The 26379-nt window shown below is 68.9% G+C and carries 20 protein-coding genes and 3 pseudogenes; 10 read left to right on the top strand and 13 right to left on the bottom strand.

What is annotated here, in order from left to right; translation table 11 throughout:
- The first annotated feature begins 24 nt into the window (after positions 1–24).
- Positions 25–636, top strand: coding sequence for a TetR/AcrR family transcriptional regulator (locus J7I98_RS17830; protein ID WP_214921704.1), 612 nt, complete (start codon positions 25–27; stop codon positions 634–636).
- Complete coding sequence (locus tag J7I98_RS17825; protein ID WP_214921703.1) at positions 620–2263, top strand: acyl-CoA dehydrogenase family protein; 1644 nt, start codon at positions 620–622, stop codon at positions 2261–2263. Before J7I98_RS17830 ends, J7I98_RS17825 begins: the two co-directional genes overlap by 17 nt.
- On the opposite strand, the gene J7I98_RS17820 is transcribed toward J7I98_RS17825, so the two are convergent.
- Positions 2223–2945 (bottom strand): DUF998 domain-containing protein, encoded by a 723-nt coding sequence (locus J7I98_RS17820; RefSeq protein WP_214921702.1) that lies wholly within the window; start codon positions 2943–2945, stop codon positions 2223–2225. The two genes, J7I98_RS17825 and J7I98_RS17820, sit on opposite strands and share 41 nt — an antisense overlap.
- Before the next feature lie 177 nt (positions 2946–3122).
- Between J7I98_RS17820 and J7I98_RS17815 the strand changes: the two genes are divergently transcribed.
- Together J7I98_RS17815 and J7I98_RS17810 are read left to right on the top strand one after the other, a co-directional pair.
- Positions 3123–4355: a sensor histidine kinase gene (locus J7I98_RS17815; RefSeq protein WP_214921835.1), complete on the top strand. Its 1233-nt coding sequence runs from the start codon at positions 3123–3125 to the stop codon at positions 4353–4355.
- The gene (locus J7I98_RS17810; RefSeq protein ID WP_214921701.1) at positions 4352–5047 is read left to right on the top strand and encodes a response regulator transcription factor; all 696 of its coding nucleotides are present in this window, start codon (positions 4352–4354) and stop codon (positions 5045–5047) included. Before J7I98_RS17815 ends, J7I98_RS17810 begins: the two co-directional genes overlap by 4 nt.
- A gap of 249 nt (positions 5048–5296) precedes the next feature.
- Here J7I98_RS17810 and J7I98_RS17805 read toward each other — a convergent pair whose 3' ends face one another.
- From J7I98_RS17805 to J7I98_RS17790, 4 genes are all read right to left on the bottom strand, one after another.
- Positions 5297–5707 (bottom strand): DUF6281 family protein, encoded by a 411-nt coding sequence (locus tag J7I98_RS17805; RefSeq protein ID WP_214921700.1) that lies wholly within the window; start codon positions 5705–5707, stop codon positions 5297–5299.
- 163 nt (positions 5708–5870) lie between these two features.
- On the bottom strand, positions 5871–7256 hold the full coding sequence (locus J7I98_RS17800; protein WP_214921699.1) for an FAD-binding oxidoreductase: 1386 nt from the start codon (positions 7254–7256) through the stop codon (positions 5871–5873).
- A gap of 164 nt (positions 7257–7420) precedes the next feature.
- Entirely contained in the window at positions 7421–9094 is a 1674-nt protein-coding gene (locus tag J7I98_RS42245) for a LuxR C-terminal-related transcriptional regulator (RefSeq protein WP_308377842.1), read from the bottom strand.
- A 202-nt stretch (positions 9095–9296) separates the two neighbouring features.
- The gene (locus J7I98_RS17790) at positions 9297–10043 is read right to left on the bottom strand and encodes an alpha/beta hydrolase (protein ID WP_308377841.1); all 747 of its coding nucleotides are present in this window, start codon (positions 10041–10043) and stop codon (positions 9297–9299) included.
- Between the two features lie 379 nt (positions 10044–10422).
- Between J7I98_RS17790 and J7I98_RS17785 the strand changes: the two genes are divergently transcribed.
- The 4 genes and pseudogenes from J7I98_RS17785 (at position 10423) to J7I98_RS17765 (ending at position 13314) form a co-directional block, all read left to right on the top strand.
- Complete coding sequence (locus J7I98_RS17785; protein WP_214921698.1) at positions 10423–10908, top strand: hypothetical protein; 486 nt, start codon at positions 10423–10425, stop codon at positions 10906–10908.
- 1096 nt (positions 10909–12004) lie between these two features.
- A pseudogene (locus tag J7I98_RS17780) lies at positions 12005–12143 on the top strand (FAD binding domain-containing protein); the annotation flags it as partial.
- A 289-nt stretch (positions 12144–12432) separates the two neighbouring features.
- Positions 12433–12669 (top strand): annotated as a pseudogene (locus tag J7I98_RS17770) (hypothetical protein); the annotation flags it as partial.
- Between the two features lie 141 nt (positions 12670–12810).
- Positions 12811–13314 (top strand): nucleoside deaminase, encoded by a 504-nt coding sequence (locus J7I98_RS17765; RefSeq protein ID WP_214921697.1) that lies wholly within the window; start codon positions 12811–12813, stop codon positions 13312–13314.
- Positions 13315–13322: 8 nt separating this feature from the next.
- On the opposite strand, the pseudogene J7I98_RS17760 reads toward J7I98_RS17765, so the two are convergent.
- The 6 genes and pseudogenes from J7I98_RS17760 to J7I98_RS17735 all read right to left on the bottom strand — a co-directional run.
- Positions 13323–13736: pseudogene (locus J7I98_RS17760) on the bottom strand (transposase); the annotation flags it as partial.
- An 81-nt stretch (positions 13737–13817) separates the two neighbouring features.
- Positions 13818–14579 carry a MerR family transcriptional regulator gene (locus tag J7I98_RS17755; RefSeq protein ID WP_214921833.1) on the bottom strand — a complete coding sequence of 254 codons (762 nt, stop codon included), beginning with the start codon at positions 14577–14579 and terminating at the stop codon, positions 13818–13820.
- Between the two features lie 144 nt (positions 14580–14723).
- Positions 14724–15815: a PP2C family protein-serine/threonine phosphatase gene (locus tag J7I98_RS17750; RefSeq protein ID WP_308377840.1), complete on the bottom strand. Its 1092-nt coding sequence runs from the start codon at positions 15813–15815 to the stop codon at positions 14724–14726.
- Between the two features lie 269 nt (positions 15816–16084).
- The gene (locus J7I98_RS17745; protein WP_214921695.1) at positions 16085–16822 is read right to left on the bottom strand and encodes a DUF4232 domain-containing protein; all 738 of its coding nucleotides are present in this window, start codon (positions 16820–16822) and stop codon (positions 16085–16087) included.
- Between the two features lie 243 nt (positions 16823–17065).
- Positions 17066–19801, bottom strand: a complete 2736-nt coding sequence (locus J7I98_RS17740; RefSeq protein ID WP_214921694.1) for an AfsR/SARP family transcriptional regulator — start codon at positions 19799–19801, stop codon at positions 17066–17068.
- A gap of 89 nt (positions 19802–19890) precedes the next feature.
- Positions 19891–20838 (bottom strand): alpha/beta hydrolase, encoded by a 948-nt coding sequence (locus J7I98_RS17735; RefSeq protein WP_214921693.1) that lies wholly within the window; start codon positions 20836–20838, stop codon positions 19891–19893.
- Between the two features lie 457 nt (positions 20839–21295).
- Here J7I98_RS17735 and J7I98_RS17730 point away from each other — a divergent pair, with 457 nt between their 5' ends.
- Positions 21296–23029: a PKD domain-containing protein gene (locus J7I98_RS17730; protein WP_308377839.1), complete on the top strand. Its 1734-nt coding sequence runs from the start codon at positions 21296–21298 to the stop codon at positions 23027–23029.
- Positions 23030–23033: 4 nt separating this feature from the next.
- Here the strand turns inward: J7I98_RS17730 and J7I98_RS17725 are convergent, their stop codons facing one another.
- On the bottom strand, positions 23034–23483 hold the full coding sequence (locus J7I98_RS17725; protein ID WP_214921692.1) for a nitroreductase family deazaflavin-dependent oxidoreductase: 450 nt from the start codon (positions 23481–23483) through the stop codon (positions 23034–23036).
- A 141-nt stretch (positions 23484–23624) separates the two neighbouring features.
- The gene (locus J7I98_RS17720) at positions 23625–23780 is read right to left on the bottom strand and encodes a hypothetical protein (RefSeq protein ID WP_214921691.1); all 156 of its coding nucleotides are present in this window, start codon (positions 23778–23780) and stop codon (positions 23625–23627) included.
- A 111-nt stretch (positions 23781–23891) separates the two neighbouring features.
- Here J7I98_RS17720 and J7I98_RS17715 point away from each other — a divergent pair, with 111 nt between their 5' ends.
- Positions 23892–26342: a SpoIIE family protein phosphatase gene (locus J7I98_RS17715; protein ID WP_214921690.1), complete on the top strand. Its 2451-nt coding sequence runs from the start codon at positions 23892–23894 to the stop codon at positions 26340–26342.
- Positions 26343–26379: the final 37 nt, after the last annotated feature.

The following is a 26379-nucleotide window of genomic DNA, read 5'->3' as shown; positions in this document are numbered from 1 at the left end:
ATGAATCAGTGCTTCAGTCTTTCCATGCCCTACCGACGAACTCCGGCTGTACAAGCGCGCATTGAGGCACAGCGAGAGGCGGTTCTGGCTGCGGCCGTCGGGCTGCTGGCCGAGGAAGGCTATGCCGGTTGCTCGATGTCGGCCGTCGCCGCGCGAGCGGGTATCGCGACCGGCAGTGTGTACCGGCACTTCCCCAGCAAAGCCGATCTCGTCGTCGAGTTGTTCCGCACAGTGGTGTCACGCGAGGTGGCAGCGGTGTCGGAGGCGGCCGGACGCCGGGCCGGGCTGGTGCAGGACATCGTGGCGGTAGTGGAAACCTTCGCCGGGCGGGCGCTGAAGTCCCCCCGGCTGGCGTACGCACTGCTGGCGGAACCGGTCGATCCCGCGGTGGACGCCGAACGGCTGGTGTTCCGGCGGGCGTTCCGCGACGTGTTCGCCGATCGGATCACCGAGGCTGTGCGGCTGGGTGTGCTGCCGGCGCAGGACCCGCAGTTGACGGCGGCCGCGCTGGTCGGGGCGGGCGCCGAGGCGCTGATCGGCCCGCTGTCCGAGGGAACGGTCGGCCCCGGGACCGTCCCTTCTCTGGTGAGGTTCACCCTTCGAGCTCTGGGAGCAGACGATGGCACCAACGCATGAAGTCACCAACCAGGCCCCGCTGCTGACCGGTTACGACGTCGCGGCGTATCCGGCCCTGCTGGAGGGCCTGCGTCGTGAAGGAGCGGCGTGGGCGGAGGACGAGCTGCACGCACTCGGGTCCTTGGCGGGCAGCGAACAGGCCCAGGAATGGGCCCGGTTGGCCGAACAGAACCCTCCGGTGCTACGCACCCACGACCGGTACGGGCACCGCGTGGACGAGGTCGAGTTCCACCCCCACTGGCACGACCTGATGAAGGTGGCCGTGGCGAACGGACTGCACGGTGCGCCGTGGCGGGACGAGCGTGTCGGCGCCCACGTCACCCGGGCAGCGAAGATGTTCGTATGGGGCCAGACCGATCCGGGACACCTGTGCCCCGTATCGATGACGTACGCCGCGGTGCCCGCGCTGAGGGCCGAGCCGGAGCTGGCACGGCTGTACGAGCCGCTGCTGGCCTCGTCCGTCTACGATTTCGGACTCCGCGAGCCCAGCGGCAAGCGCGGCCTGATAGCGGGCATGTCGATGACGGAAAAGCAGGGCGGCTCGGACGTACGCGCCAACACGACCCGGGCCGTTCCCACCGGTGACGGGCACTACGCCCTCACGGGGCACAAGTGGTTCACGTCCGCCCCGATGTCGGACGTGTTCCTCACCCTCGCGCAGGCGCCCGGAGGCCTCTCCTGCTTTCTGGTGCCCCGCGTACTGCCGGACGGCACCCGCAACGCGATCCGTCTGCAACGGCTCAAGGACAAGCTCGGCAACCGCTCGAACGCCTCCTCGGAGATCGAGTACGAAGGTGCGCTGGGCCGACTCGTCGGGGAGGAAGGACGCGGCGTCGCCACCATCATCCGCATGGTGAACATGACACGGCTCGACTGCGCGGTCGGATCAGCCGCGGGTATGCGGCACGGCGTCGTCCAGGCGGTGCACCATGCCACACACCGCCGGGCGTTCGGCCACCTGCTCGTCGACCAGCCGCTCATGACCAATGTGCTGGCTGATCTCGCCATCGAGGCCGAGGCTGCGACCGTGGCAGGGATGCGGCTTGCGGGAGCCGTCGACCGAGCCGCCGCCGGTGACCGGGATGAGGAGCTGCTACGCCGCATAGGGCTGGCCGTCACCAAGTACTGGGTGTGCAAGAGGGCGCCCGCCCATGCCGCCGAGGCATTGGAATGCCTGGGCGGCAACGGGTACGTGGAGGAGTCGGGGATGCCGCGGCTCTACCGTGAGTCGCCGCTGCCCTCCATCTGGGAAGGCTCGGGCAACGTCGCGGCCCTGGACGCGCTTCGGGCCATGGCCCGGCAACCCGAAACGGTCGACGCGTTCTTCGGCGAGGTCGAACAGGCGGCGGGCGCCGATCGAAGGCTGGACGCCGCGACTGCACGTCTGCGCAAGGATCTGGCACACCTCGACGACATCCAGTACCGGGCCCGCCGGATCGTCGAAACGATGGCCCTCGTCCTTCAGGGCTCCCTGCTGCACCGCCACGGCCACCCGTCCGTCGCGGACGCTTTCTGCGCTTCCCGACTCGACAACGACTGGGGCATTTCCTTTGGCACCCTGCCCCTCGGGGTGGACACCACAACCATCATCGACCGAGCCCGCCCCACCGGAGCCGACCGTCAGTAACCCGATCCGCACCGAAACCAGAGCCGCGGAATATGGCGAGGCCCATGACAAGTGTCCACATACTCAGGGCGAAGGCCGCTATTCGTTCCAGGCTCCCGAGTCCTGTGCCGGGATCCTGCTGGCTGAAGAACATCCATGCCGCGGCGACAGCGGCGGCTGCGAAGAAGAGGGTCAGAAAGCGGAGTTGACCGAACAGGGAATCTCGCGGAACGAATCCGGCGCAGATCAGTCCGATGTTTCCCAGGCCCATGATGAGGAGCGCACCCAGTACATGAAGGTCCTCGTTGATGTCCGCGGGAACGAGGCCCACCAGTACCCACCCACCGGCATTGATGACAAAGAGAAGACGAGCGGTTCTCGACAGCCATCCCTGGCCCCAGCAGGCGCCGGTCAACAGTGTGCCGACGAGCAGGAGTACGCCGTGGACGACGAACGAGGTGTTCATGACGTCATGCAGCGGTGAACACACGTACCGAGGACGGGAGACGTCCCAGGTCTGGCAGTGGACGTTGCCCAGGTCACTGATGTTGTTGCTCACCCAGCTGTAGGGGGTGCGCCAGGCGGCCTCCACAACCAGCTGGCCGATGAAGAATTGTGCGGTGGCGGCTATCCATGCGGCGGCACCGATCCTCGTGGCCAGGACGGTGCGGTTTTCGGAGCGCGATGCGGATGTGGATTTCATGACTGCTGCCTTCTGGTCCCCGACTGGTCATTTCCTCGCGCAACGCTGTCACTCGACGCTGCGTCGGCGCATCGCTGCTACGGGGGAGAACAGCGCCCCTGTCGGGGGAGCCTGTGCTGGCTCTTTCGGGGGAGGTGCGTCACGCGGCCCGAAGGTACTGTGCGGGCCGTGAGAACAATGATTCGCCCGCTCCTCAGCACGGATGCGTACCGGGGCTGGATATACGCATTCCTCGGCGCGGCCATGAGTCTGCCGCCGCTGTTGCTTGCGCTCGTCGCGGCGCCGCCGAAGTGGCCGGCGGAGCTTCGCTTCGTGGGATTCGTAGTGGCCTTGTGCGCGATGCTCGTGGCCATGGGCTCTCCCCGTGCGGCCCGCCGGGGGAGTGTGCGGCTGGCCGACCGGATTCTGGGTGCAGACCTTCCCGCTCCGCCGGGTACGCCGACATCCCCCTGGGCGGACCGGCTCCGGACGTCCGTATACCTGGTCGCACATATGGCGATCGGGTCAGCGGTGATCGCGGTGACATGCCTGCTGGCCTTCATGGCCGTCGTGTTCGTTTCGGTCTGGCTGAGCGGTGGTGGCCCAGTGGCGAGCTTCGGCCTGACCGTCCGGGTGGAGCAAGGGTGGCGGGGCCTGTGGACCCTGGCAGCCTGCGCCGGGTGCCTGGCGCTCGCCGGATACGTCACCGTCGGCGGGGCGGCGGCGCTGCGTCTGCTCGCGTCGGCACTCCTCGGCCACCGGGCCGCCGAACGACTGGCCGCCGTGGAGCAGCGGATGAACCAGCTGGCCCAACGCAACAGGCTGGCCCAGGAGTTGCACGACTCGATCGGGCACACCCTGACGGCATCTACGATCCAGGCCGCCGTAGCAGGCGAGCTCATGGACCGCGATCCGGAGGCCGCCAGACGCGCTATGAACAGCATCGAGGAGACCTCCCGCGCCGCGATGGACGACCTCGACCACGTCCTCGGTGTCCTACGGGAAGGGCATGCGCCCACGACGCCGCAACGTACCCTCGCCGACCTTGGCCCCTTGATGGAGCGGGTCCGGCAGACCGGCGCCGGCCTGCACGTGGAGACCGCCGGCGACCTGGCCCACGTACCGGCCACCGTCTCACGGGAGGCGTACCGGATCATCCAGGAAGGCCTGACCAACGCACTGCGGCACAGCAACATGACCGGTATCAGCCTGCACATCACCGCACGCCACGACGTGCTGGAAGTAGAACTCATCAACCCTGTCGACACCACAACACACTCGCGCCCCGGCAGGGAGCCGGGGCACGGGCTGACCGGAATCGCCGAACGGGTGCGGCTGCTGCGCGGCGAAGTGTCCGCGGGACCCACGGACGACCCCGGTGGCACGCACTGGCGGCTGGCCGCACGGATACCACTACGGTCGGCGCCATGAACCCCTCCACCTCGCCAACGCCTGCTCCCGAACCGCCGGTTACCGTCCTGATCGTCGACGACGACGAACTCACACGCACGGGGTTGCGGGCCCTGCTGTCGGCCAAACCCGACCTGGACGTCGTCGGCGAGGCCGCCGACGGAGCCGATGTGCTTCCCGCGGTCGAGCGGCTACGCCCCGACGTCGTACTGATGGACGTTCGCATGCCGCAGATGGACGGCATCGAGGCGACCCGGCGGCTGCGGGCTGAGCTGACCGACCCGCCGAAGGTCATCGTGATCACCACATTCGAGAACGACGAACATGTCTACGACGCCCTGCGCGCCGGCGCCAGCGGGTTCATCCGCAAACGGGCACCGACCCAGCAGATCGCTCACGCGATCCGGCTGGTGGCGACCGGTGACTCCGTGCTGTTCCCGGACGCCGTACGCCGACTGGCAACCGGCCGCCCCGTACAACGGACCCACACCGGCAGGACGGCCACGCTCACCGACCGCGAGACCCAGACGCTGCAGCTCATGGCGAAAGGGCTGTCCAACCAGGAGACGGCAAAGGAGCTGCGAGTGAGCCTGGAGACCGTCAAGACACACGTGGGCAACGTACTGGCCAAACTGCACGCCAACAACCGCACCCAGGCGGTCATCCTGGCCTACGAAGCGGGCCTGGTCAGCCTCGACGAGGCTGACCACTGAAGTTGATTACAAGGCGAGTTGGCTTGCTACGGGTCCCGCGTACTGGGTGCTCGACAGCAGCGCGGGAGGCCGATTCGGCGTAGCGATTCGCTGCAACGTGGGGTTCTTCGACAGTCAGGAGCGGTATACCAATTCCGCCACATCGATCTCCAGCACCACTTTGCCGAACGTGGGCACCCTCGGGAATGACCCGTAGCATCGCCGACCACAGGCCGCGTTGTTGTGACACATCGCCAGGCGGAAGCGGCATCAGGAGCCGTCGATCAGTTTCCTGACCTCTGCGGGAAGCTTCTTGCCGGAGTCGACGGCGAAGAAGACGGCCTCACCGGGCGTGTCCCCCACCGCGATGGCGATGTCGGTGTCGAGCCCCTCGACCGCGTAGGCGGTCGATGCGGCTGCGGACTCCGCGCCCTCGTTCTGCCCCGGCGTGTCGTCGCAGGGCGCGGAGCTGACGGCGCCGAGCGTTTCCCCGATGGTGAAGTCGACGTTGGCGACGTCCTGGTAGGTACGGTCTTCGTACGTCACCCGGTACGCGCAGGACGCCGAGTTACCGCTGCCGCCGCCCGGCGAAGTACAGCCGACGGCCAACGCCACGGCGGCGGCCGTCACCAGCAGCATCCGTACGGATCGGCCTCGGCCCACTGGGAACGCAGCGCGCATCGGTTCGTTCCTTCCCTCTCGGAATAGGTCCGGCTCAGTAAATGCTCCGGAAACCGAGGACGCCGCCCTTGCGGGCAGCGTCCTGGCCTTCGTGGCTTGCCGTGCATGAACCGTACCGATGCCCTCGCCACGTCACAGCGAATAGTTCACACTCACCGCCTTCTCACGGCGTGATGTTGTGGTTCAAGCGGAACAGATTGCCCGGGTCGTAGCGCCGCTTGATCGCCGCCAGACGGTCGTAGTTCTGACGGTAGTTGTCCCGGACGCGGTCCTGGTCGTCGTGGTCCATGAAGTTCACATAGCCGCCCTCTGCGGAGTAGGGCTGGAGTGCCGAGAAGAAGGCGTGTGCCCAGCCGACATTGGCCTCACAATCGGCTCGGGTCAGGAGGGTCGGGCTGAGTGCGGTCGAGAAGTCGGCGTCCCGGTAGGTGAATGCGGTGTCCTCGGGCGCCACCCGGTGGCACGCGCCGTCGATGGGGAACACGACCGTCGCGCTCTGGATGCTGGGCGTCGTGGCGCCGTACTCGACGTACGCGTCGATCGCCCCGTCGGGCAGGCCCCGGCTGAAGGTGCCCTTCCAGTAGTGGAAGAGGCCCGCAGGGAGCAGTTCGTCGAACAGCGTGTTGATCACCGGATACGGTATGCGCTCGACGTACTGCCCCACGACCGGCCCGAGTTCGGCGAGCCGGGCACGGATCTGGTCGTCCTCGTCCTCGCTGCCGGTCCAGCAGGTGATCACTCCGCAGAGCGGCCGCCCGTGCCAGCGTTCGGGCAGGAACGGTACGGGCGGGCCGAGCGCGACGACGAGCAGGGCGCCGAGCTTCTCGTCGGAATCGGCGATCAGGTCCCGGTATCGCCGCATTACGTCGCCGTCGAGCGGGTAGAACGTCGGCCCCCCGAGAATGTCGGCCACGGGGTGCAGCCGGTACTCGAAGGATGCGACGACGCCGAAGTTCCCGCCTCCGCCGCGCACCGCCCACAGCAGGTCGGCGTCCTGCTCTTTCGTGCAGGTCCGGAAGGACCCGTCCGCCGTGATCAGGTCGGCCGAGATCAGGTTGTCGCAGGCCAGCCCACAGCGGCGGGCCAGATAGCCCATGCCTCCTCCGGTCGTCAGCCCACCGATACCGGTACTGGACACGACCCCGCCCGTGGTGGCCAGGCCGAAGGCATGCGTGGCGTGGTTGAGATCGGCCCAGGTGCAGCCGCCCTCGGCCCGGGCCGTACGCGCCTCGGGGTCGACCCGGATCCCGCGCATCCGCCCGAGGTCGAGCACGACGCCGCCGTCACACGTGCCGTAGCCGGGGACGCTGTGGCTGCCGCCGCGCACCGCCAGCAGCAGATTCTGGTCCCGGGCGAAGTCGACGGTGGCGATGATGTCGCCCACGTCGACGGCCCGGACGATGATCGCCGGCCGCTTGTCGTGCATCGCGTTGTAGACCTTGCGGGCCTCGTCGTAGTCGGGGTCGCCGGGCTGGACGATGTCGCCTCGTACGGCTCCCTGGAGCCGCTCCAACAGCTTGTGGTCGAGGGCTGGTGTGTAGGTGGTCATGGCCGCCACCGGCTTTCTGCGTCTTCGGGGAATCGGCAATCGGTGATTGGGGACAGCACCTTTATAGGCACGGGGCCGGGCGACGCTCATCGCAGGAACCGCCCATTTCGCCGAGGCGGGCATGGGCAGAACAGCCCATGCGCCACCGGATCACGTACGTGGGATCACGCGAGGCCGTGCGTGTACGCGTACGCCGTGGCAGCGGCCCTGGAGGACACATCCAGCTTGGCGAAGATGTTGTTCAGGTGACGGGCGACAGTGTGCTCGCTGATCACCAGCTCGGAGGCGATGGACCGGTTGGTCCGGCCCGCCGCGACAAGGCGCAGAACTTGCGCCTCACGCTCGGTGAGCTCGCCGCGCCGATGGTGCACCGTGCTGAGCAGAGCCGCCGCCCGCCGCGCGTCGGGCACCGCGCCCAGCCGTTCGAAGGCCGCATGCGCGGCGCGCAGTTCCAGCCGTGCGCCTTCGTCGTCCCCCGCGGCCCGGTCGGCGGCAGCGAGGGTCATACGGACCTGCGCCGCCTCGTACGGGACTCCCAGTTCGAGCCACAGCGACAGCGCCCGGTGCAGCAGGCGCAGCGCACGCTCGAGGTCACGGTCGGCGAAGGCCACGGCACCGGCCGCCGCCGCGGCGGTCGCATGCAGCACGGTGGTCTCGGACTCGCGCCGCTGCTGCCACTCGCGCGCGGTCGCTTCCAGTTCGTCCGCCGCCGTACGGGCCTGGTCGAGCTGTCCGAGGGCGAGCGAGACCTCGACCTGGGCCGCGAGCAGCCGGCAGCGCCCGAGGCGGCCGGGCCCACCGCCGCCGTCCTCGCCCGCCAGTGCGAGCCGCAGGGCGGCAGCGGAGGAGTCGGCCTTGCCCTGGGCCAGGCGCAGCAGCGCGAGGCCTGGCTGCGGGTCGCGGCCGAGCTCGTGCGCGCGGTCGTACGATGCCTCGGCCGCGGCCAGGTCGCCGCGCCGCCGCTGAATGCCTGCGATCAGGTAGATCGCCTCCGCAGCCATCCTGGCCTCGTAGGGCAGCAGCTCCCGGCAGGTCAGGGCGGCCTCCGTCTCGGCCCGGGGCCAGTCACCGCTCAGCTCGAGCACCTCGACGCGGTGCACCCGGCACAGCCCCCGGAAGTTGTTCTCCTCGGGCATCGACGCACACCAGGTCATGGCGGCTTCGGTCCACTCGACGGCTCGTTCCAGGTCGGCGGAAGCCATGCACTGCTGAAGGCCCAGGCAGTAGATCCACCCGGTGAAGAACGAGCTGAGTTCACCCGCCATGGCCGAGCACATGGCGTCGTCGAGCAGTGCGAGCCCGTCGGCGACCCGCCCCTGGGCCAGCAGCACACTCGCCTGCGCCTGGGTGCTCATGGCGAGGAGATCCCGGCTGCCGCAACGCCGCGCGATGCCTGCCATGCGGCGGGCACAGGCCATCGCCTCGTCGAAGGCACCAAGCTGCTGTGCCTCCTCGGCCCCGACCCAGGCGAGATAACACTGCTCGGCGCACTCGGGCTCGCTGCCGAGGTGCTGCCGCGCCCGACGCAGCCAGCCGGCGGCTGCGGCCGTACGTCCTGCCAGCTGGTACTCGTAGAAAAGCATCCAGGCGGAGAACCCTGCCTGCCGGGCGGCGCCCGCGCGCACGTAGCCGGAGTACGCCCTTGTCCGCGCGACGATCGATTCCTCGACGCGGCTGGTCCACCAAGCGGCATCGGCGAGCACGGCGAGGTCCTCGGGGGCCATACGGCCGGGGTCGAGGTCGTGCAGGACGGCGTACGCATCGGCCCAGGCCTCGCGGGCGGCAGCGGCCCTCGCCTGCTCGATCGCCTCTTCGGTACCGGTGATCCGCTCAGCCACCGCGGCTCCTCTTCTCGCTCTCCGTGAGCCGGAACATCCCTCACCAGGATAGGAGCGGACGGCTCCGGAGGGCTGAGCGCACGGCACCTCAACCTCTCCATCAAGACCGTCGGCCGCCCCAGGGATTCCTCCGGCCGAGACCTTGATCAGCCGGGCGCCGCCCGGCCGCGGCGGTACTCAGTCCAGACGGGCGAGGGCTCGCTCAACGGCCGCGGCAAGGGCCTCCGGGGCCTCCTCGGGCGCGAAATGGCCGGCGTCCTCGAGCACCTCCAGCTCGGCATTCGGATACCACCGCAGCCCACGTGCCGCGCAGGGCCTCGGCTCCCATCACAGGGTCGTTGGCACCGGCGATGAGGAATACCCGGGCGGGGTTGCCCTGGACCAGTTCATGGAAGTCGGTCCGCGACCAGGAGTCCAGATACGCGCGGAAGGCCGGAGCGGAAGCTCGTTCCAGCGAGCGGCTCACCATGGCGTCCAGCCAGGCGTCGCTGTGCCGTTCACCAGTGGTGTTGTGAATGATTGCCTTCCGGTTGCCCGGGTTCTGCTCGGCCCCCGCGAACAGTTCCCAGGTCTCTCCTTCGAGCGGAAGGCCGGACGCCGGGACCGGCGATACGCCGATGATCGAGCGGACGCGCGACGGAGCGTTCAGCAGCATCAGCTGGGCCGCCATACCGCCCATGGAGTGGCCGACGACCGAGAACGTCTCCCAGCCCAAGTGGTCGGCCACGGCGAGGGCGTCGCCGGCGACCTCCTCCATGCTGAACTCACCATCGGCGTCCATCGCCTCGCCGTACCCACGGCAGTCCAGGAACGCGTAGCTGTACGCGTCCCCAGCGAGATGCGTTCGCATCCCGTCGAAGCTCGACCGGTCCGCAAGCCAGTGGTGAAGCATGAGGGCTCGTTCCGGGCCGGAGCCCTGCACGTCGTGCGGAATGACCTGCGGTGTCACAATTCACCTTTGATCGGGAGGAATCATCAGCGATCAACTCTCGTGGCGATCGGCGGGCAGGTCAACGCGCCACGCACGGTTCGCATCGGCCTCCGTGTTGCGGACTGTCTCGTGCTGGGCGGTGGTGGAGCGGACGGCGCCATCCACCTTCCCCGTTGCCAGCAGGTTGCGCTCGGCCCCTCATTGGGGGTGATCACGGCATTTGGTGTTTGTGGAGCTGGTCGCCGCGAGTCGGCTTTCAGTACAGCCTGAGAAGTGACCGGCGGAAGGTGCAAGGGCTGACTGTCGACTCGCTTGGCTGCTGGCTGGTGGACCGTCACTCGGAACTCGCCCCTACCTCGTGCGGAACGTCCTGCCGCCAGGGCGCGTCCTTCTGAGCATGATCGAACTCATCGACCCTTCCAGCCCTGACGACCTCGACCCCTCCGGCCCTGGCGAATACGAAGAGGCCGTGCGGCCCGGACCGCTGTGGCGTCATGCCTTGTGGGTGGCCGGCATCACCGTCCTCGGGGTGGGCCTGGGTTGGGCGAGCGCCTTGTTCCGTATCGGCCCCGAGGAATACGGGCTGCGGTCCGCCGCTCCGGGGGCAGTCTGGCCGTATTTGGTCGCCTGGACGGCGACCGGCCTGGCGGTGGCAGCCGCACTGCGGGCTGCCGCCGCCAGGGTGCCGGTCTACGCCCCAGGGCGGATCGCAGCCGTGCTCACCGCCCTGGGCACCCGGCTCTCGCTGGGCTGGCGGCCGGAGGCACTGGTGCTGGGTGCGACGGCTGCGGCTGCACTGACGGCTGCGGCCATATGGTGCGCCATTGCGCTGCGTTCCAGCTCCCGCGGCAACCACGGGAGGACGGTTACGTCTGACGGGTGAGCTTCTTCGCCGCGTAGTCGAGTTCAAAAGCACGTAGCTCACCACAGGGCGCGGTCGGCGGCGGCAACCCTGGATGACGAGTTGACCGGGGTGGACGCTCGCGTGGAGGGGCAGTTGCGGGAGGCCCTGTTTGCCTTCGTCGAAGGTAGTCGCCAGGAGCTCGCTGTCGTCTGACGTGTGCCTTCGGTCGTTGTTCGGTTGGTTCGCGCGAAGCGCGGTGGTCGCGCAGTCGGCGGACCAGGACGAGTTGCCTGGTCCGGCCCCGTCAGAGGGACAGGGGCCGGGACCAGCTGGTCACGATGACCGGAGTCGACGACGGGCCGCTCACACTCGACGTACTCGTACTCGGCGGATTTCTGCGCACCGTTGGACGCGCTTGCTGCAGGTCAGGGCGTATGCCACCTGTGGGTCAATGGTGTGACCGACTGGCGGGATCCTCGGGAATGCCAAGGCTTGTTCCACAATTCACCAGGGGGGTGAGCTGCGGGTCGCAGCCGGGTGGCGGCCGGGCTCTCCGGCGTGATCACGCCTGGGGCGTGTCTCATCCGGGGTCGCTGGGGCCGCCTTGCGGCGTTTCGGGGAGCAGAGGTCGTCCGCTGGCGGGGGACTGCCACGCGACCCGACCGGCGAACCGGTTACGGGCTCTGTGTGGTTGGCTCCCTTGATGCCTCTGGGTAGAGCGGCAGGTGGTCCGGTGTTCGCCGTGTCCGCTGGACCGTCACGCCTTCGGGCTTCCGGGCATCCGATGCCGCGACGCAGAGTGGCGGCGTTCATGTGGACCATCGCACGGCGGTGATCGTTCACCGGGAAGCACGCGGCCACCGCTTGATCTTCGCTTGTCCTCACACCACACGGTGATCATCGGTGGCCGCAGCCGTCCCTGCACCGACCCCCGCCAGCCTGATCACGAACTACGGCTGGAGTACCAGGAGTTGGCTAACGCCGCAGGTCTGACCCACTCTTGTAGGAGTCTACGAAGAGCTTGCAGACGCTTTCATGTCTTCCACTCCTAGCTGACTCCACTCGGGCGGCTGTGTACTCCTCAACAAGTTGCAACGAGGCAAGGCAAGTTGCGGCAAAGCAAGGGATGAGTGCCGTGGACTTGCTCCGACCTGCCACAGGGGGAAGCGCTGGCCGCAAAGGCCCAGCATCCGGACGCGAAGCCGATCGCGGGCGGTACCGGCGTGGTGGTCGAGATCAACATGGACCACCGTCGGTCGACCACTCTGCTCGATCCTCCTGACATCATGCCGAACGAAGGAGAAAGCCGTGACTGAGACGTTAACCGGTCGGCATGTTGAGGTCGCCTGGCCTGATCTGGGTATCACCGTTACCGCGGAACTCGACGATCGCAACGCTGTGCTGGCCGATGCGCTGTGGGAGGCGTTGCCCTACCAGAGTCTGCAGGGACACGCGCTGGTGGCGGGACACCACCTGTACCACGTGGCACCGATCCCCTCGCTGCTGCATCTGCCCGCGTCTCACCGGTTTGATCGACGCGAGGCGCCCGACGGGACGGTTTTCGGCAAGATCCGCAATCCGTCGTTCACCGACTACCTGATCCCGACCATTTTGGACACGCCGCCGATGGCGGTGGATGTGATCGAAAAGGGCGACCCGAACGCTCCGTACGGCGTGCGTGGTGTCGGCGAACCGCCCACCATCTCCGCCACCCCGGCGGTCGTGAACGCCATCCGCAATGCGACCGGGCTGAACCTGACCCACACCCCGGTCAAGCCGGAGCACATTGTCGGCGTCTAGTCGCGATGATCTCCCGCGGATGCCGCTGGCAGCGCTGATCTCAAGGCGGCACCCGAGGGGTGCCATGTGTTGCCCCGGGTGCGGTGTCCGCATGGGCAGAGCATCCGGGAAGTCCCCACCGTCTTCGAAATAGGAGTGACCATGACCGCGCACACCCAAGAAACGAGCGTCCAGGAGTTCGAGCGAGCCTGGATGGAAGAGGCGATCAGGTTGGCCACCAACAGCGTGACGAACGGCGGCGGTCCGTTCGGCGCACTGGTCGCCAAGGACGGCGAGGTTGTCGCGATCGGGAACAACCAGGTCACCGCGACCCTGGACCCGACGGCGCACGCTGAAGTGAGCGCGATGCGTGCCGCCTGCAAGAAACTGGACACCTTCTCGCTCGAGGGCTGCGTCCTGGTCACCTCGTGTGAGCCGTGTCCGATGTGCCTTTCCTCCGCACTGTGGGCGCGAGTCGACCGGATCGTCTACGCCGCCGATCGGCACGATGCCGCGGTGGCCGGTTTCGACGACCGCAAGTTCTACGACCTGTTCGAGAAGAAGCCCCAGTCGATGTGGCCGATGCCGGTCGAGCGGCTGGACCTGCCGAACCGTACGGCGCCGTTCGACGCGTGGCTGGCCAAATCGGACCGCACCGATTACTAATCTCGTTGTCAAGCCGCTGTTGTGACGGGTGGTGCCGGTTCGTAGCACCGCCCGTCACGGAGCAGGGCCCACAGAACGTTGACTCGTCGGCGGGCGAGAGCGAGCACGGCCTGGGTGTGTCGTTTCCCTTCGGCGCGTTTGCGGTCGTAGAAGCGGCGGGACTCGTCGCAGAATCGGATGCTGATCAACGCGGAGGTGTAGAAGACGCGTTGGAGACCTCTGCTGTATCGCTTGGGCCGGTGCAGGTTGCCGCTGATCCGGCCCGAGTCGCGTGGGGCTGGGGCCACACCGGCGAATCCGGCCAGACGGTCGGAGGTGCCGAACACGACCATGTCGCCACCAGTGGACGCGAGAAACTCGGCACCGAGCAGTGACCCGATGCCGGGCATGCTCGCGATCACCTCTGCGTCCCTGTGCTCGCGAAGTGGGTCGAGCCTTCTGGAAGTGGGGGAGAGTTGGTTGTCGCCGGGGGTCTGCAGCCCCCCGGCGGTGTGAGCCGTCGGTCAGCTCAGCCGGGCATCGGCGTAGAGGACCATCGCGTCGCGCTGGTAGACGGCCAGCCCGTCGGTAATCTTGTCGTAGTTCGCACGGATCTGCGGGTCGTCGACGTAGGTCTGGCCCAGTCCCCTGTACGCGGCCGCGTTCGGGGTCCAGAACCGGCAGACGCCCTGGTAGTGGGCGTCCAGTTCGGCCTGCACCGCAGGATCGGCAACCGGTGTGCCGGCCACCATGAACTCCGCAATACGGATCATCTGTGCCGTCACCTCACGCTGCCACTGCTCCTGGTCCTCGGCAGTCATCGTCTCGATGGCCTGCCGGGACTGCTCCCACGCCTTCGGCCACCGCTCGCGCACCTCGGCATCGGCGGGGGAGTGCTCGAATCCCTCGAACAGGTTCTCCGGCCTGTTGATCTTTGCCATGTCGTTGTTGTCCTTGCCTTCCTCCAGTTCGGCGATGGTCCGCCCGACTGTGCGGACGAGTGTCTCCAGCCGGTCGCGCTCCCTGAGCAGCCGCCGGTGGTGCTCGCGCAGCACAGTCACCTGATCGACATGGCTGTCCAGAACCGCCTGGATCTCGCGCAGTCCCAGGTCCAACTCCCGCATCAGCAGGATCTGCTGCAGCCGCAGCAGATCGGCCTCTTCGTAGTAGCGGTGCCCGTTACTTCCGATCCACGCGGGCGGCAGCAGACCGATCTCGTCGTAATGCCGCAGCGTCCGGGACGTCACCCCGGACATCCGGGCCACATCCGAGATCGACCAGGCCATGGCCATGCCTCCCATCGCCGGGCCGGTCGCTCCGGCCACACAGACGACCGTACGAGTTGACGCAGCGGAAACCGCAAGCCGGAACCGGCGTCCGGATCGCGCCGTGTCGCAGAATCAGCGTCGATCGCTGGCGGGGGGAGGTGGTCAGTGCCGTCTGTCACCCGAGGGGGCGGCAGCTGCGCCGGCTTCTTCGGCGAGCCGGTCAACGAGGATCATCGCCACATCGTCCGCCAGGCGGCCATCGGTGTGGCGGATCAGTCCTTGGTGCAGTTGTTCCAGGAACTCGTGCGGAGTACGAGTGTGCAGCTCCTCCATGGCCTCGGGCAGGGGGAAAAACTCGTTGTCGCGATTGCGTGCTTCGATCACGCCGTCGGTGTGCAGCAGCAGACGGTCGCCGGGTGCGAACGGATAGCTGTCCGTCTTGCCAGGGGGACCGATGATGAGGTCTTCCAGGCCGAGTGGCGGGAACGGTGAGGTGGGCATCAGGGCCTGAACCGTGCCTTGGCGCAGCACCAGCGGAGGGGGATGGCCGCGGTTGACCAATTGGACCTCGTGTGTGTCGGGCACCTGGGCCACCACCGCGGTGACGAAACCCTCCAGCAGAACGTCCTGATCGACCGCACCGGGCACGGCGTCCCCCCGTCGCAGCGCAGCCGCGCAATGGTTGATGACCTCCACGAGGTCGTCCTCGTAGTGCACGGATTCCCGGAACGCGCCCAGCACGGCTGCGGCCGCGCGCACGGCAGGCAGTCCCTTGCCCCGGACGTCCCCCACGATCATGCGGACCCCGTACCGGGTCTGCACAGCCTCGTACAGATCGCCGCCGATCTGCGCTCCCGTCTCAGCCGCGAGGTACATGCTGGCCGCCCGCACCGGGCCCAGCCGAGGTGGCACAGGGTGCAGCAGGACCTCCTGGGCTGCGACAGCGATTCGTCGGACCTGGTGGAGTTCTTTCTCCCTGAGAGTGCGAACGGCACTACTTCCCATGACAGCGGCCACGGACACCACGAAAACAGCCAGGAAATTGGTGTAGACCATCTGGCTGCCCCACGCCTCGTTGTAGGTCGCGGTGGTCACGCTGACGGCCAGAGCGAAAGCCGCTGCCGAGATGGTGCCTTTGGGGCCCATCGTCACCGCGGCCAGTGCCGGCGTCGCGGTGAGCATGGGGCCCGTATACAGAAAGTGCAAAGGCGTGAGCTCGATAACCACCACGGCCAGTGCGATCGCGAAAGGCACACACTGCGCAAGCGTGAGGGCGACCCGGCTATGGCCGCCCGCCTCTGGCCGGAGAGAGCGAAGGAGCGACCGCATGGCTACAGCCTGCCTCGCGGCAGCTCAATGTTCCACTCGGCTTGCGTGGCCTCCGGCCCATTCGGTGACCCCTGACCGATCTTCGGCCGACTCGTCCGACGCCTTTGCGCCTTGCCCACGGGGCCCACAGGGAAGGCCCCGACCGGGGTCGGGGCCTCACTTGCACGCGCTCGGGTCAGTGCCCTGGGCGAGCCTCAGAATTCGTCGGCGCCGTTGCGCAGCTGCGGCGTCCAGTAGCCAGTCTTCGCGACCGCGTCGTCGACCGCTATGCCGCCCTCGGGCGCGGTGACGACCGTGCTGCCCTCGGCGGGGCCCTCGGCGGCGAAGAGGTTCACGTTGAAGGAGGTGACGACGCGGTTGCCTTCGTCGACGCCGCCCTCGTTGATGCGTACCGCAGCGTAGGCCGGGGCGTCGGCGTTCAGCACGACGGGAGCGGCCGGCTTGCTCTTGGCGACGGCCGGAACGTCCTTGGCGGTCTGGATGTCGCCGAACGCGATCAGCGGGTACTGGAGCAGCGTGCAGGCGTGGCCCGAGACGTTCGTCGCGGTCAGCGTGATGTGCGTGGTGGGTACGCCGTCCTGCTTGGCCGCGGAGATCTTCACGTCGTTGACGGTGCAGGCGGGGGTCTTGCCGCTGCTCTTCCTCTTGGAACCGGCCTGCGCGGCGGTGCCGGTCGAGTCCGAGCCCGCGGTGTCAGAACCGGAGGTGCCCGTGCCCGTTCCACCCTGCGTGGCCTCGCTGTCGGCGGCCGTGTCCTTCTCGGAGCCGGAGCCGGAGCCGGAGCCGACGTCGGCCGCCTTCGGGGTCGAGGCGGACTCGGCCGCCGCCCCCTCGCCCTTCGCGTCGCCGCCGCCGCAGGCAGTGAGCGTCAGGCTGAGTGCGGCGACGGCGGTCGCGGCGAGTACGGCAGGGCGGTGGATGGAAGTACGCATGTGGAGCTCCCCGTATGTGATGCGGTCGGTGCGGTCGATGCCATGTGTGGCCAACCGGTCTGCTCACAGCATCGGTGCCTGCCCTGTCGTTCCGCTGACGTACCGCTGACGCGTCTCTGTTGCTCCCCTGAGCAGCTCGCACGCGGCGGGCGCCCCTCCGCGTACCTCTCCGCCTCCGAAACAAGAAACAGCCCGCCGGGGCGTGTTTGGTGACCCGCTGACGCCGCAGTCCGCGGCGCACGTTCACGTCTGGGCCATGAGCCGCACCATCGCCGTGTCGTACCGTGCTCGCAGCTCCAGATCCGACGACACCCGCAGCAGCGCGCCGAGGGCCCGCACCACACCCTCGTCATAGCCGGACGACTCCGCCTCGCGCGCCGCGTCCTCGAGGCGCCGGATGCCTTCGGTCTCGTCACCCATCCCCAGCAGTGCCTCCCCGGCCGCCGTGAGCAACAGCACCCGGGACGCTGCCGATGTGTCCGACGTACCGTCGAGGGCGAATGCGGCGGTGGACGTGTCGAGGGCCGACTGCCACTGCCTGGTGTCCAGTTGATGCCGGGCGAGGTGGTACAGAGCCAGCCGCTCGGTGTGCCGGTCGCCGGCCCTGCGAGCCAGTTCGGCAGCCTGGGCGCATCCCTCGGCCGCCTCCTCCGGGCTGCCGAGCGCCGCTTGGACGAGCGAGAGATTGACCCGGGCGGTCGCCTCGCCGCGCAGATCGCCGGCCCGGGCGGCGAGCGCGGAGGCGGCCTCCAGGTGGACCAGCGCCTCATCCGTGCGGCCCTCTTCGGTCAGCACCCATCCGAGCAGGGCAAGGACACGCGACTCGGCGCGGGCATCGGTATCGGCCCGCGCCGCCTCAAGGGCCCTCTCCAGCAAGGGAGTCCACCCGTCGAGGACCCGCCACACGATCTGCGGCCACAGCGCCAGGACGATCCGCCATGTCCTGCTGTGCAGTCCTGCGGCGTGCGCTGCGGCCGCCGCGAGGGTCAGGTCGTCACGTTCGGCCGCGTACCAGGCCATGGCCTGCTCACGGTCCGCGAACTCCCGTACCGCCTGCGGCGAACGAAAGTCCGCGGGTAGTGCGAAGCACGACTCGTCGCCGGGCTCGGCCGCGTGCGCCGCCGCCAGGGCGGTGACCACACTGTGGTCGAGTACCCGGACGAGTACGTCGGGCCCTGCGTCCAGGCCGCGCGCGTACAGCCGTACGAGATCGTGCATCGTCCAGCGCCCCGGCGCCGTCCGGATGAGGAGGTGCGCTGCGGTCAGCTTGTCCAGCGCGGCCTCGGCCGTGACCGGGTCCGTACCGGCCAGGGCCGCCGCCGTGTACCGGTCGACGTGCGTGCCCGGGTGGCGGCCGAGATGCGCGAAGTGGTCCGCGACTTCGTCAGGCAGCCGACGCACCGTGAGCCTCAGCGCTGCCTGTACGCCCGTGTCCTCCACGTCCAGGAGGCTCAGGCGGCGTGACTCGTCGGACAGTTCGGCGCTCATCGCGCTCAGGGACCAGTCCGGCTGATCCGCCAGCCTGGCGGCGGCCACCCGTAGCGCGAGGGGCAGCCCGCCGCACAAGTCGGCAAGGCGTTGGGCGGCCACGGCCTCCGCGAGTACGCGCTCCTTGCCGAGCACCGCGGCAAGCAGGGCCGTGCTGTCCTTCGGTTCGAGTACGTCCACGGGTACGGGACGGGCGGCATCAGAGGCGATCAGGCCGCGCAGCCGGTACCGGCTGGTGACCACGGTGACGCATCGGGCGCCACCCGGCAGCAGCTCTCTGACCTGCTCGGAACCGCGCGCATTGTCGAGTACGACGAGGAGCTGACGGTCGGCGGAAAGGGACCGGAACAGCGCGGACGCACCGTTCGCCGACTCCGGGATCCGGCGCGGCGCGACCCCCAGCGCCAGCAGGAACTCGCGCAGTGTCTCCAGGTGGGTCGGCTCGCCCGTATCGCTGAAGCCGCGCAGGTCGGCGTAGAGCAGACCGCCGGGAAACCCGGCGCGGTTGCGGTGTGCCCAGTGCACCGCGAGCGCCGTCTTGCCCACTCCTGCCGGCCCGGTGACCAGGCACACCGGTGCTTCGCCGGCGGCGGCGCGTGACAGTGCGGTGAGTTCGGCGGCGCGCCCGTGGAAGCCGCGCGGCATGCGCGGCAGCAGGTCAACCGTTTCTGTGGGCGGGGAGGCCGACGGCTGATGTGTGGTGACCGGCGCGGTGGGCGGGCCCGGAGCCGGGGCTTCCTCCGCATCGTCACCCTCGCCACGCAGTGCCACCGCGTAGGCGTCCGCCAGCTCCCGGCCCGGGTCGACCCCCAGTTCGTCGGCGAGCAGCCGCCGGGTGCGGTGGAACCAGTCGAGCGCCTCCGAGCGGCGCCCCGCACTCTGAAGTGCCCTCATGAGCGCGGCGGACAGCGATTCGCGCAACGGATGGGCACCGGCCTCCGCGCGCAGCACGGCCGCGGCCCGGGCGTGCTCACCCAGCCGCCCGTAGGCCGCGGCCAGCGACTCCACGGAGGCCAGCCGCAGTTCCTCCAGCGCGTGCGCGGCGGCCTGCAGAGGGGGACTCGGATACGCGCCGGTCAGCGCGGGGCCCTGCCACAGCGACAGCGCCTCCTGATACATCGCCACGGCGTCGGCCGGCGCACGCTGGCTGCGGGCCAACGTCACCAGCTCTTCGAAGCGGTGGGCGTCCAACAGCGTCTCCGGCATCCGCAGGACGTACGCCGTCCCCTGAGTGACCAGTTCGACACCGAACATCTCGGCGTCTGTAGCGGCGAGCAAAACCCTCAGGCGCGACACGTGGCCCTGGATGACACTGCGGGCACGCGGCGGCGGTTCGTCGTCCCACAGCGTGGCCGTCAGCTGGTCCACCGACACGGGGCGGTTGGGCCTCAGCAGCAGAGCGGCGAGAAGGCTGCGCCGCTTGGCGGGACCGAGTGGGAGTTCACCGGCCTCGGTGGCGACTGAGACCGCTCCGAGCAGCCGGAACTCCACTGGAACAACTCCTCCTGGGCGAAAAGAGCCAGATTACCGGAGGCGTTGTCGAGCGTGTCCCTGGTGCGTACGTGATCACCGGTGGTGTTTTACAGTCCGGCGCCGCCGAAGGCAGTGCGCAGGTATGCGGCTGCCTGCTCCAGGGCACGGCTGCCCGCGTCGAGGACTCCTGCCATGGCGAAGAAGCCGTGGGCCACGCCCGGGTAGCGGGTCGACTCCACGGGGACGCCGCTGTCGCGCAGGCGTTGGGCGTACTGCTCGCCCTCGTCGCGCAGCGGGTCGTACTCGGCGGTGATCACCAGCGCCTGCGGCAGGCCGGCATGGGAGGTGGCGCGCAACGGGGATACGAGCGGGTTCCTGCCGTCCTCGGGGGACGTCAGGTAGTTGTCCCAGTACCACTGCACGGACTTGTCGTTGAAGAGCAGCGGGTCGGTGTTCTCCCGGCGGGACGGAGTGTCCGCACGATAGTCCGTGTTGGGGTAGACGAGCAGCTGGGCCAGGATGGAGGGGCCGCCCGCATCCCGCGCCATGAGCGTAATGGCGGCGGCGAGGTTGCCACCGGCGCTGTCGCCGCCGACAGCGATGCGCGAGGCGTCGGCGCCAAGGCGTGCGGCGTGCTCGGTGGTCCAGCGCAAAGCGGCGAAACAGTCCTGGAGCGCGGCCGGGAATTTGTTCTCCGGCGCCAGGCGGTAGCCCACGGCGATGGTGAGGCAGCCGGCGGCGTTGGCCAGGCTCCGGCAGATCGCGTCGCTCGTCTCGATGCTCCCGAGTGTCCAGCCGCCGCCGAAGAAGTAGACGAGGACAGGGAGCGGGCCCTGGCCGGCGTCGGGCCGGTAGATGCGGACAGGCAGTGTTCCGGCGGGTCCTGGTATCGACTCGTCGAGTACTTGCAGTACGGGCTCAGGCGTTCCCGCGTCGGCTCGTACAGCGGCCAGGTCGGCTGCCCTGGCTTCGTCCAGTGTCATCTCGTACAGGGGTCGGGCGCCTTGGGCGCCACGCTGCTCGTACAGGTCCTGGAACTGCGGGTCAAATGTCATGGTGCCTCCGGTCCGGGCCGGTCCGGTCGCGGCCCAGGGGTGCATTCGGCCCCTCTGGCTATGGGCGATCCGGCCGTCGGTGTGCATCGATGTCGCGCGGCACTGTTCCATCTCCCGGTGAGGGCGTCCGCGCCGGTCTCATTGCCAGTCAGCGTACTTGGGCGAAAGAAGGGGCCCGGAAGCGGCAGGGGGAGCAAGGCCAGAAAGCCGCAGGTAACTGTAGGTAAGTGATCAGCCTCACTCCGCAATGCCTTCGCCTCGCGTTTCGCCCCTGCCCGCTCCTGCCATGATCACCATTGGCGCGGCGTTCGGTTGACTCCGCATCAACCCAATTCACAGCAGAAGCAGGGGTATTGGCGTGAGCAGTACGTGGTCTCGGTGGGTGGCACGACGGCGTGAGAGCGGCGGCGGGGGTCCCACTCCCCGCAGAGGGGAGTTATCCCACCGCCGCATATCCGTGGCCAGGCTCGTCCTTCCGGCGTCGGCCGCGGCTCTGCTGGGCCAGTTGCTCACCGGAATCCCCGCGGCAGCCGGGGCAGAGGCCTCCGCGGCATCCGCGTACCCCCTCGTCCTCGATGTGGACCTCACCCCCAATCCGGTCTGCAGCGGACCGGTGCAAGGTCGTGTGCAGCTGTACGACCCCGCCGCGGCGAGGGCCGGGGCCACGGTCGAGTGGCGGGTGCGCGCCGGTGGGGAGCAGCTGGCCGGCGGGCGGGTCGCCATGGGGGCGGCCGTGTCCGGAGCCGGGTTCAGCATTCCGTTCGACCGTGTGCCGACGGCCGAGACGGCCTTGCAGTTCGACGCCCGCGTGGTCCCCTCGTCCGCCGGTGAGGAGCCCGGTCCGTACGGCAAGGTCTGGCGGGACACCATCAGGCGGGGCTGCGATCCGGTGCGTGTGGCCTCCGTCGGGGACTCGGTCGTCTGGGGGCAGGGCCTGGACCATGACCAGAAGTTCCCCTACCTGACGGGCCAATTGCTCGGGCGCGCGACCGGGCGGGGCCATCAGCACATGGATTACGCGATCTCCGGCGCGGTGCTCGATGCACCCGAGCTTCCCGCGGGCAACGACGACTCGGCCTGCCTCCAGACGCAGGAGAAGCAGGACCCCGACGGCGACGGCGAAATGGAGTTCGGCGAGGTCACGCAGCAGACACCGGACGTCTTCTGCCAGTTGGAGAAGGCGGGCGCACAGGCGCGTGCGGGCGGATACGGTCTCGACCTGGTCGTGATCAACGGATGCATCAACGACCTCGACCCGTTCTTCGGCATCGCCGTGGGCATCACCCCCGGCTCGAAGAACCTGCCCGAGGCGGTCCGGCGCGAGTGTTCCGGCATCGGCGCGGCACCGGAGAACCCGGCGAAGAACGTGCCCTACTTCAGTGGCGCCAAGGTCGGATACGGCGGCCGCGGCATGCGGGCAGCGATCGAGAAGGCACATTCTCTGCCCGGCCGGCCTAAGGTCGTCGTGGCGGACTTCTACTACGCCCTCAGCCGTGACAGCTCCCCCATCCCGGTGAAGCACTGCACCGCACCTGGACTTGCGGGAGCTCGGTTCACCACCTGCCTTGGCGCGCTCGGCAAGGCGACCGGGCGCTACGAGCAGTACTCCCAACTGGCCAACGACGCCTACCGCGAGGCGGCCGAGGCGGCCAACAACGCCTCGTCGGACGGCCCGTACGCGGTCGCGGCCGACGGGCTGTTCACCCTGGACAGTGCCGTCTACGCCCCGCACTCCACGGTCTGGGGCAATCCGTTCTCCGACCCGATGTACCCGCTGCGCAAGAGGGCCTGCCCGGAGCTGAGCTCCACCCCGGTCCAGTGCCTCTCCGCGGCCATCGGCCATCCCGACATCGCCGGCGCCCGGCAGTACGCCGACGCCTTTCTCCTCAACCCGCGCCTGCGCCAGTGGTTCCACCTCGCACCCGGCGGGCCGCGGTTGGCGCTGGCCGCGCCCAAGGACGCCAATGTCGGCAGCGAGGTACGCCTGACGGCGACGGTGGACGGCGCGCAGCCCCCCGCCGGATACCGCTACCACTGGTACTTCGGCGACGGCACACGGCAGGAGACCGGCGAAGCGACCACCACACACGCCTACGACCGGGAAGGGCCCTACCTTCCCCGGCTGGTGCTGGTCGGCGCGGACGGCCGGAAGGTGCTGACCGAGGCCACGGAGACCGTCACCGTGAACTGACGGCTCAGTGGTGGCCTCCGGCCGCCGGTTCCAGGACGAAGACGGGGATCTCGCGCTCCGTCTTCTTCTGGTAGCCGGCGTAGTCGGGGTACGCCTCGACCGCGCGCTCCCACCAGAGCGCCTTCTCTTCACCGGTCACCTCACGGGCTGTCATGTCCTGGCGCTCCGGGCCGTCCTGCAGCTCCACCCGGGGGTCGGCCACAACGTTGTGGTACCAGACGGGATGCCGGGGGGCGCCGCCGAGCGACGCGACTATGGCGTACGTGCCGTTGTGCGCCACCCTCATGAGCGGGCTCTTGCGGATCTTTCCGCTCTTGGCGCCTCGGGTGGTCAGGATGATGACGGGCATGCCCCGCAGCGTCGTTCCCTTGGTGCCACCGGAACCCTCGAACAGCGCGACCTGGTCGCGCACCCACTTTTCCGGGCTCGGCTCGTACTCACCCTCAAGAGGCATGACATCTCCCGTCGTCGATGGATGGCGCTGCCTGCTCAACGCCTCGGGGGCACGGAATCATCCCCGGGCGTACGGGGGCGACGGTTTCCCAGTTCCGGGCGCGGCTCCCCGGCACCTCGCAGAAGAACGGCGAGTGGTGGGTTACCCCGAGGCGGAGGGCGGTGAGCGGCTGCCGGGGGCCTTCCTGAAGACGGTGGGTGCGCCCGACGGCGCGACGACGAAATGGACGAGGTCGGCCCGTATCCCGTAATGGCCGCCAACGACGGATTCCGGCCCGAGCCGCGTGGCGTCGAACACTTCAGCAGGTGAGTGACCGATCATGTCCACAGACCTGCACCACTCCCCGAAGGCGGGCGAAGAGGCCGCGACCGGGGTACGAGATCGGCACCGACCACGAGGGCTGCGGTGATGGACACGCCCGTGACGATGTTCAGCGAGAGCCCGGAGGACCCGTTCGCTCTGCGCCGGGCGGCGTCCGTGGTGCTGGACGACCGTGGGAGGGTCGTCGGCTGGAGCGAGCGGGCCGAGCAGTTGCTCGGCTACTCGGGCCGGGAGGTGATCGGCCGGCCGGCATTCGAGTTCATGGTGGATCCCCGCGACCGGCCCGCCGTCAGAGACGTCGTGGCGGAGTGCACGAGGGCCCGGGGTTGGTTCGGGGTGCTGCCGGTCCGGCACCGCGGCGGGCACCGGGTGGAACTCGGGGTGAGGTCGCGCGTGGTCACGAGGGCCGACTCCGTCCAGGAGTGGTTCCTGGTCGGCGCGCCCGCAGGGGAGGTGACTCAGTGGGAGCTGGACCGGGCGGTCCTGGACGGGATGTTCCGCCGGTCCCCGATCGGTCTCGTCGTCCACAGTCCGGACCTGAGGATCTTGCGGGTCAACCGCGCGATCGAACGGGTGAGTGAGCTCCCGGCCGAGCAGCATGTGGGCCTTCATAGCGGGGAGTTGCTCGTCGGCGAGGATGCCCGAGTGGAGGACAGCCGCTTGCGACGGGTCCTGGAGACCGGAAAGCCGGAGGTCTTCACCGAGCAGTCCTCCCGACTGCGCCGGGACCCCCACCGCGAGCGGTTCGTGTCCGTCTCGGCGTTCCGGATGGAGGACTCCTCCGGGCAGGTCATCGGGGTCACCGAGCTGGTCGAGGACGTCACCGACCGCCATCGCGCCCGAAGCCGGCTGGCTCTGCTGAACGAAGCCAGTGCCCGCATCGGGACGACGCTGGACGTGGGGCAGACCGCTCGCGAGCTGGCCGACGTGGCCGTGCCCGGCCTCGCCGACCGTGTGTCGGTGGACCTGCTGGAGCCGGTGTCCCGAGGAGAGGACCCGCAGCAGGAGACGACGGGGCCTGTTTCCCGGATGGCCGTACGCAGTGTGCCGACGCGAGAAGCCCAGCTGATGCATCCGTCCGGCGAACTGATCCACCTCCGTCCGGAGACACCGCAAGCCGTGTGCCTGGCCGAGCGGCGACCGGTGCTCGAACCGGCCGCGGGAATCTCCTCCGCGTGGTACGCGATGGAACCTCGAACCGCCGAAGGCGCCATAGGCTCAGGTGTCCATTCACTGATGGTGGTACCGCTCGTGGCACGTGGCCTCGTGCTGGGCGTGGTCAGTCTGTGGCGGTCGCGGCGCCCGGAACCGTTCGAGGAGGACGACCTCGTACTGGCCCAGGAGTTCGCCTCCCGCGCCGCCGTCTCCATCGACAACGCCCGCCGCTACACCCAGCAGCAACAGGCCGCGCTCACTCTGCAACGCAGCCTGCTTCCGGGTGACGTACCCGAACACCCGGCCATCGAGGTGGCCCACCGCTATCTGCCGGCCAGTGTCGCGTCAGGGCTCGGAGGCGACTGGTTCGACGTGATCCCACTCTCCGGGACCCGTGTCGCCCTCGTCGTGGGCGACGTCGTGGGCCACGGAATCCACGCCGCCGCCACGATGGGCCGGCTGCGCACCGCCGTGCACACCCTCGCCAGCCTCGACCTCGAACCGGACGAGGTCCTCTCCCGCCTGGACGACTTGGTCAACCTCCTTGCCGCAGAGCAGGAAGCCACCGACGGAGACCTGCAGCCGACCGAGCAGATCGTCGGCGCGACCTGCCTGTACGCGGTGTACGACCCGATCTCCCGGCGCTGCTCCGTGGCGTGTGCCAGCCATCCCCCGCCGGCGGTGGCGACCCCGGAGGGACAGGTAAGCCTTCTCGACCTGCCGGTCGGCCCGCCGCTCGGTCTCGGCGGCCTGCCCTTCGAGGCGTACGAATTCGAACTCGCCGAGGGCAGCCTCCTGGCTCTCTACACCAATGGGCTCATCCAGGCGCCGCACGTCGACATCGACGAACGCCTGGCCCGTCTGCGCGCAACCCTCACCCACCCCGCGGACGCATTGGAGCGGACGTGCCAGGCGGTGTTGGACTCGGTGCTGACCGGCCACCCCACTGATGACGTCGCGCTGCTCATCGCCCGTACTCGCGTACTGCCACCGGAGAGGGTCGCGTCGTGGCAGCTGCAGGTGGAACCCACTGCGGCCGCCCGGGCGAGGGCGCTGGCCAGGGCCAAGCTGACGGAGTGGGGACTTGAGGAACTGACGTTCACCACGGAGTTGATCGTCAGTGAGCTGGTCACCAACGCCTACCGGTACGCGGGCGGACCGGTGTTGTTGCGGCTCATCCATGACGGGAACCTGATTTGCGAGGTCTCCGACTCGAGCAGCACGTCCCCGCATCTGCGCCGAGCCCGCAGTACCGACGAGGGCGGGCGCGGCCTGTTCTTGGTGGCCCAGTTCACCGAGCGGTGGGGCACCCGCTATACGCGTGACGGTAAAACGGTCTGGACGGAGCAGGCACTGGGTTCAGCGCGTCCTCAGGGCTCGTAGGCCACAGGTACGAACACGCCCGGCTCGGCCCGGGCCG

It is taken from the genome of Streptomyces sp. ISL-98, from assembly GCF_018614055.1.
Lineage (GTDB): Bacteria > Actinomycetota > Actinomycetes > Streptomycetales > Streptomycetaceae > Streptomyces > Streptomyces spiramyceticus.
This window is presented reverse-complemented; position numbering and strand designations above follow the sequence as displayed.

Coding starts and splice junctions, on each gene's coding strand:
- J7I98_RS17745 (WP_214921695.1), bottom strand. CDS start 16,822: ATGCGTACTTCCATCCACCGCCCTGCCGTACTCGCCGCGACCGCCGTC.
- J7I98_RS17785 (WP_214921698.1), top strand. CDS start 10,423: ATGATCGAACTCATCGACCCTTCCAGCCCTGACGACCTCGACCCCTCC.
- J7I98_RS17735 (WP_214921693.1), bottom strand. CDS start 20,838: ATGACATTTGACCCGCAGTTCCAGGACCTGTACGAGCAGCGTGGCGCC.
- J7I98_RS17800 (WP_214921699.1), bottom strand. CDS start 7,256: ATGACCACCTACACACCAGCCCTCGACCACAAGCTGTTGGAGCGGCTC.
- J7I98_RS17830 (WP_214921704.1), top strand. CDS start 25: ATGCCCTACCGACGAACTCCGGCTGTACAAGCGCGCATTGAGGCACAG.
- J7I98_RS17765 (WP_214921697.1), top strand. CDS start 12,811: ATGACCGCGCACACCCAAGAAACGAGCGTCCAGGAGTTCGAGCGAGCC.
- J7I98_RS17725 (WP_214921692.1), bottom strand. CDS start 23,483: ATGCCTCTTGAGGGTGAGTACGAGCCGAGCCCGGAAAAGTGGGTGCGC.
- J7I98_RS17805 (WP_214921700.1), bottom strand. CDS start 5,707: ATGCGCGCTGCGTTCCCAGTGGGCCGAGGCCGATCCGTACGGATGCTG.
- J7I98_RS17715 (WP_214921690.1), top strand. CDS start 23,892: ATGGACACGCCCGTGACGATGTTCAGCGAGAGCCCGGAGGACCCGTTC.
- J7I98_RS17810 (WP_214921701.1), top strand. CDS start 4,352: ATGAACCCCTCCACCTCGCCAACGCCTGCTCCCGAACCGCCGGTTACC.
- J7I98_RS17815 (WP_214921835.1), top strand. CDS start 3,123: ATGATTCGCCCGCTCCTCAGCACGGATGCGTACCGGGGCTGGATATAC.
- J7I98_RS17755 (WP_214921833.1), bottom strand. CDS start 14,579: ATGGCCTGGTCGATCTCGGATGTGGCCCGGATGTCCGGGGTGACGTCC.
- J7I98_RS17820 (WP_214921702.1), bottom strand. CDS start 2,945: ATGAAATCCACATCCGCATCGCGCTCCGAAAACCGCACCGTCCTGGCC.
- J7I98_RS17825 (WP_214921703.1), top strand. CDS start 620: ATGGCACCAACGCATGAAGTCACCAACCAGGCCCCGCTGCTGACCGGT.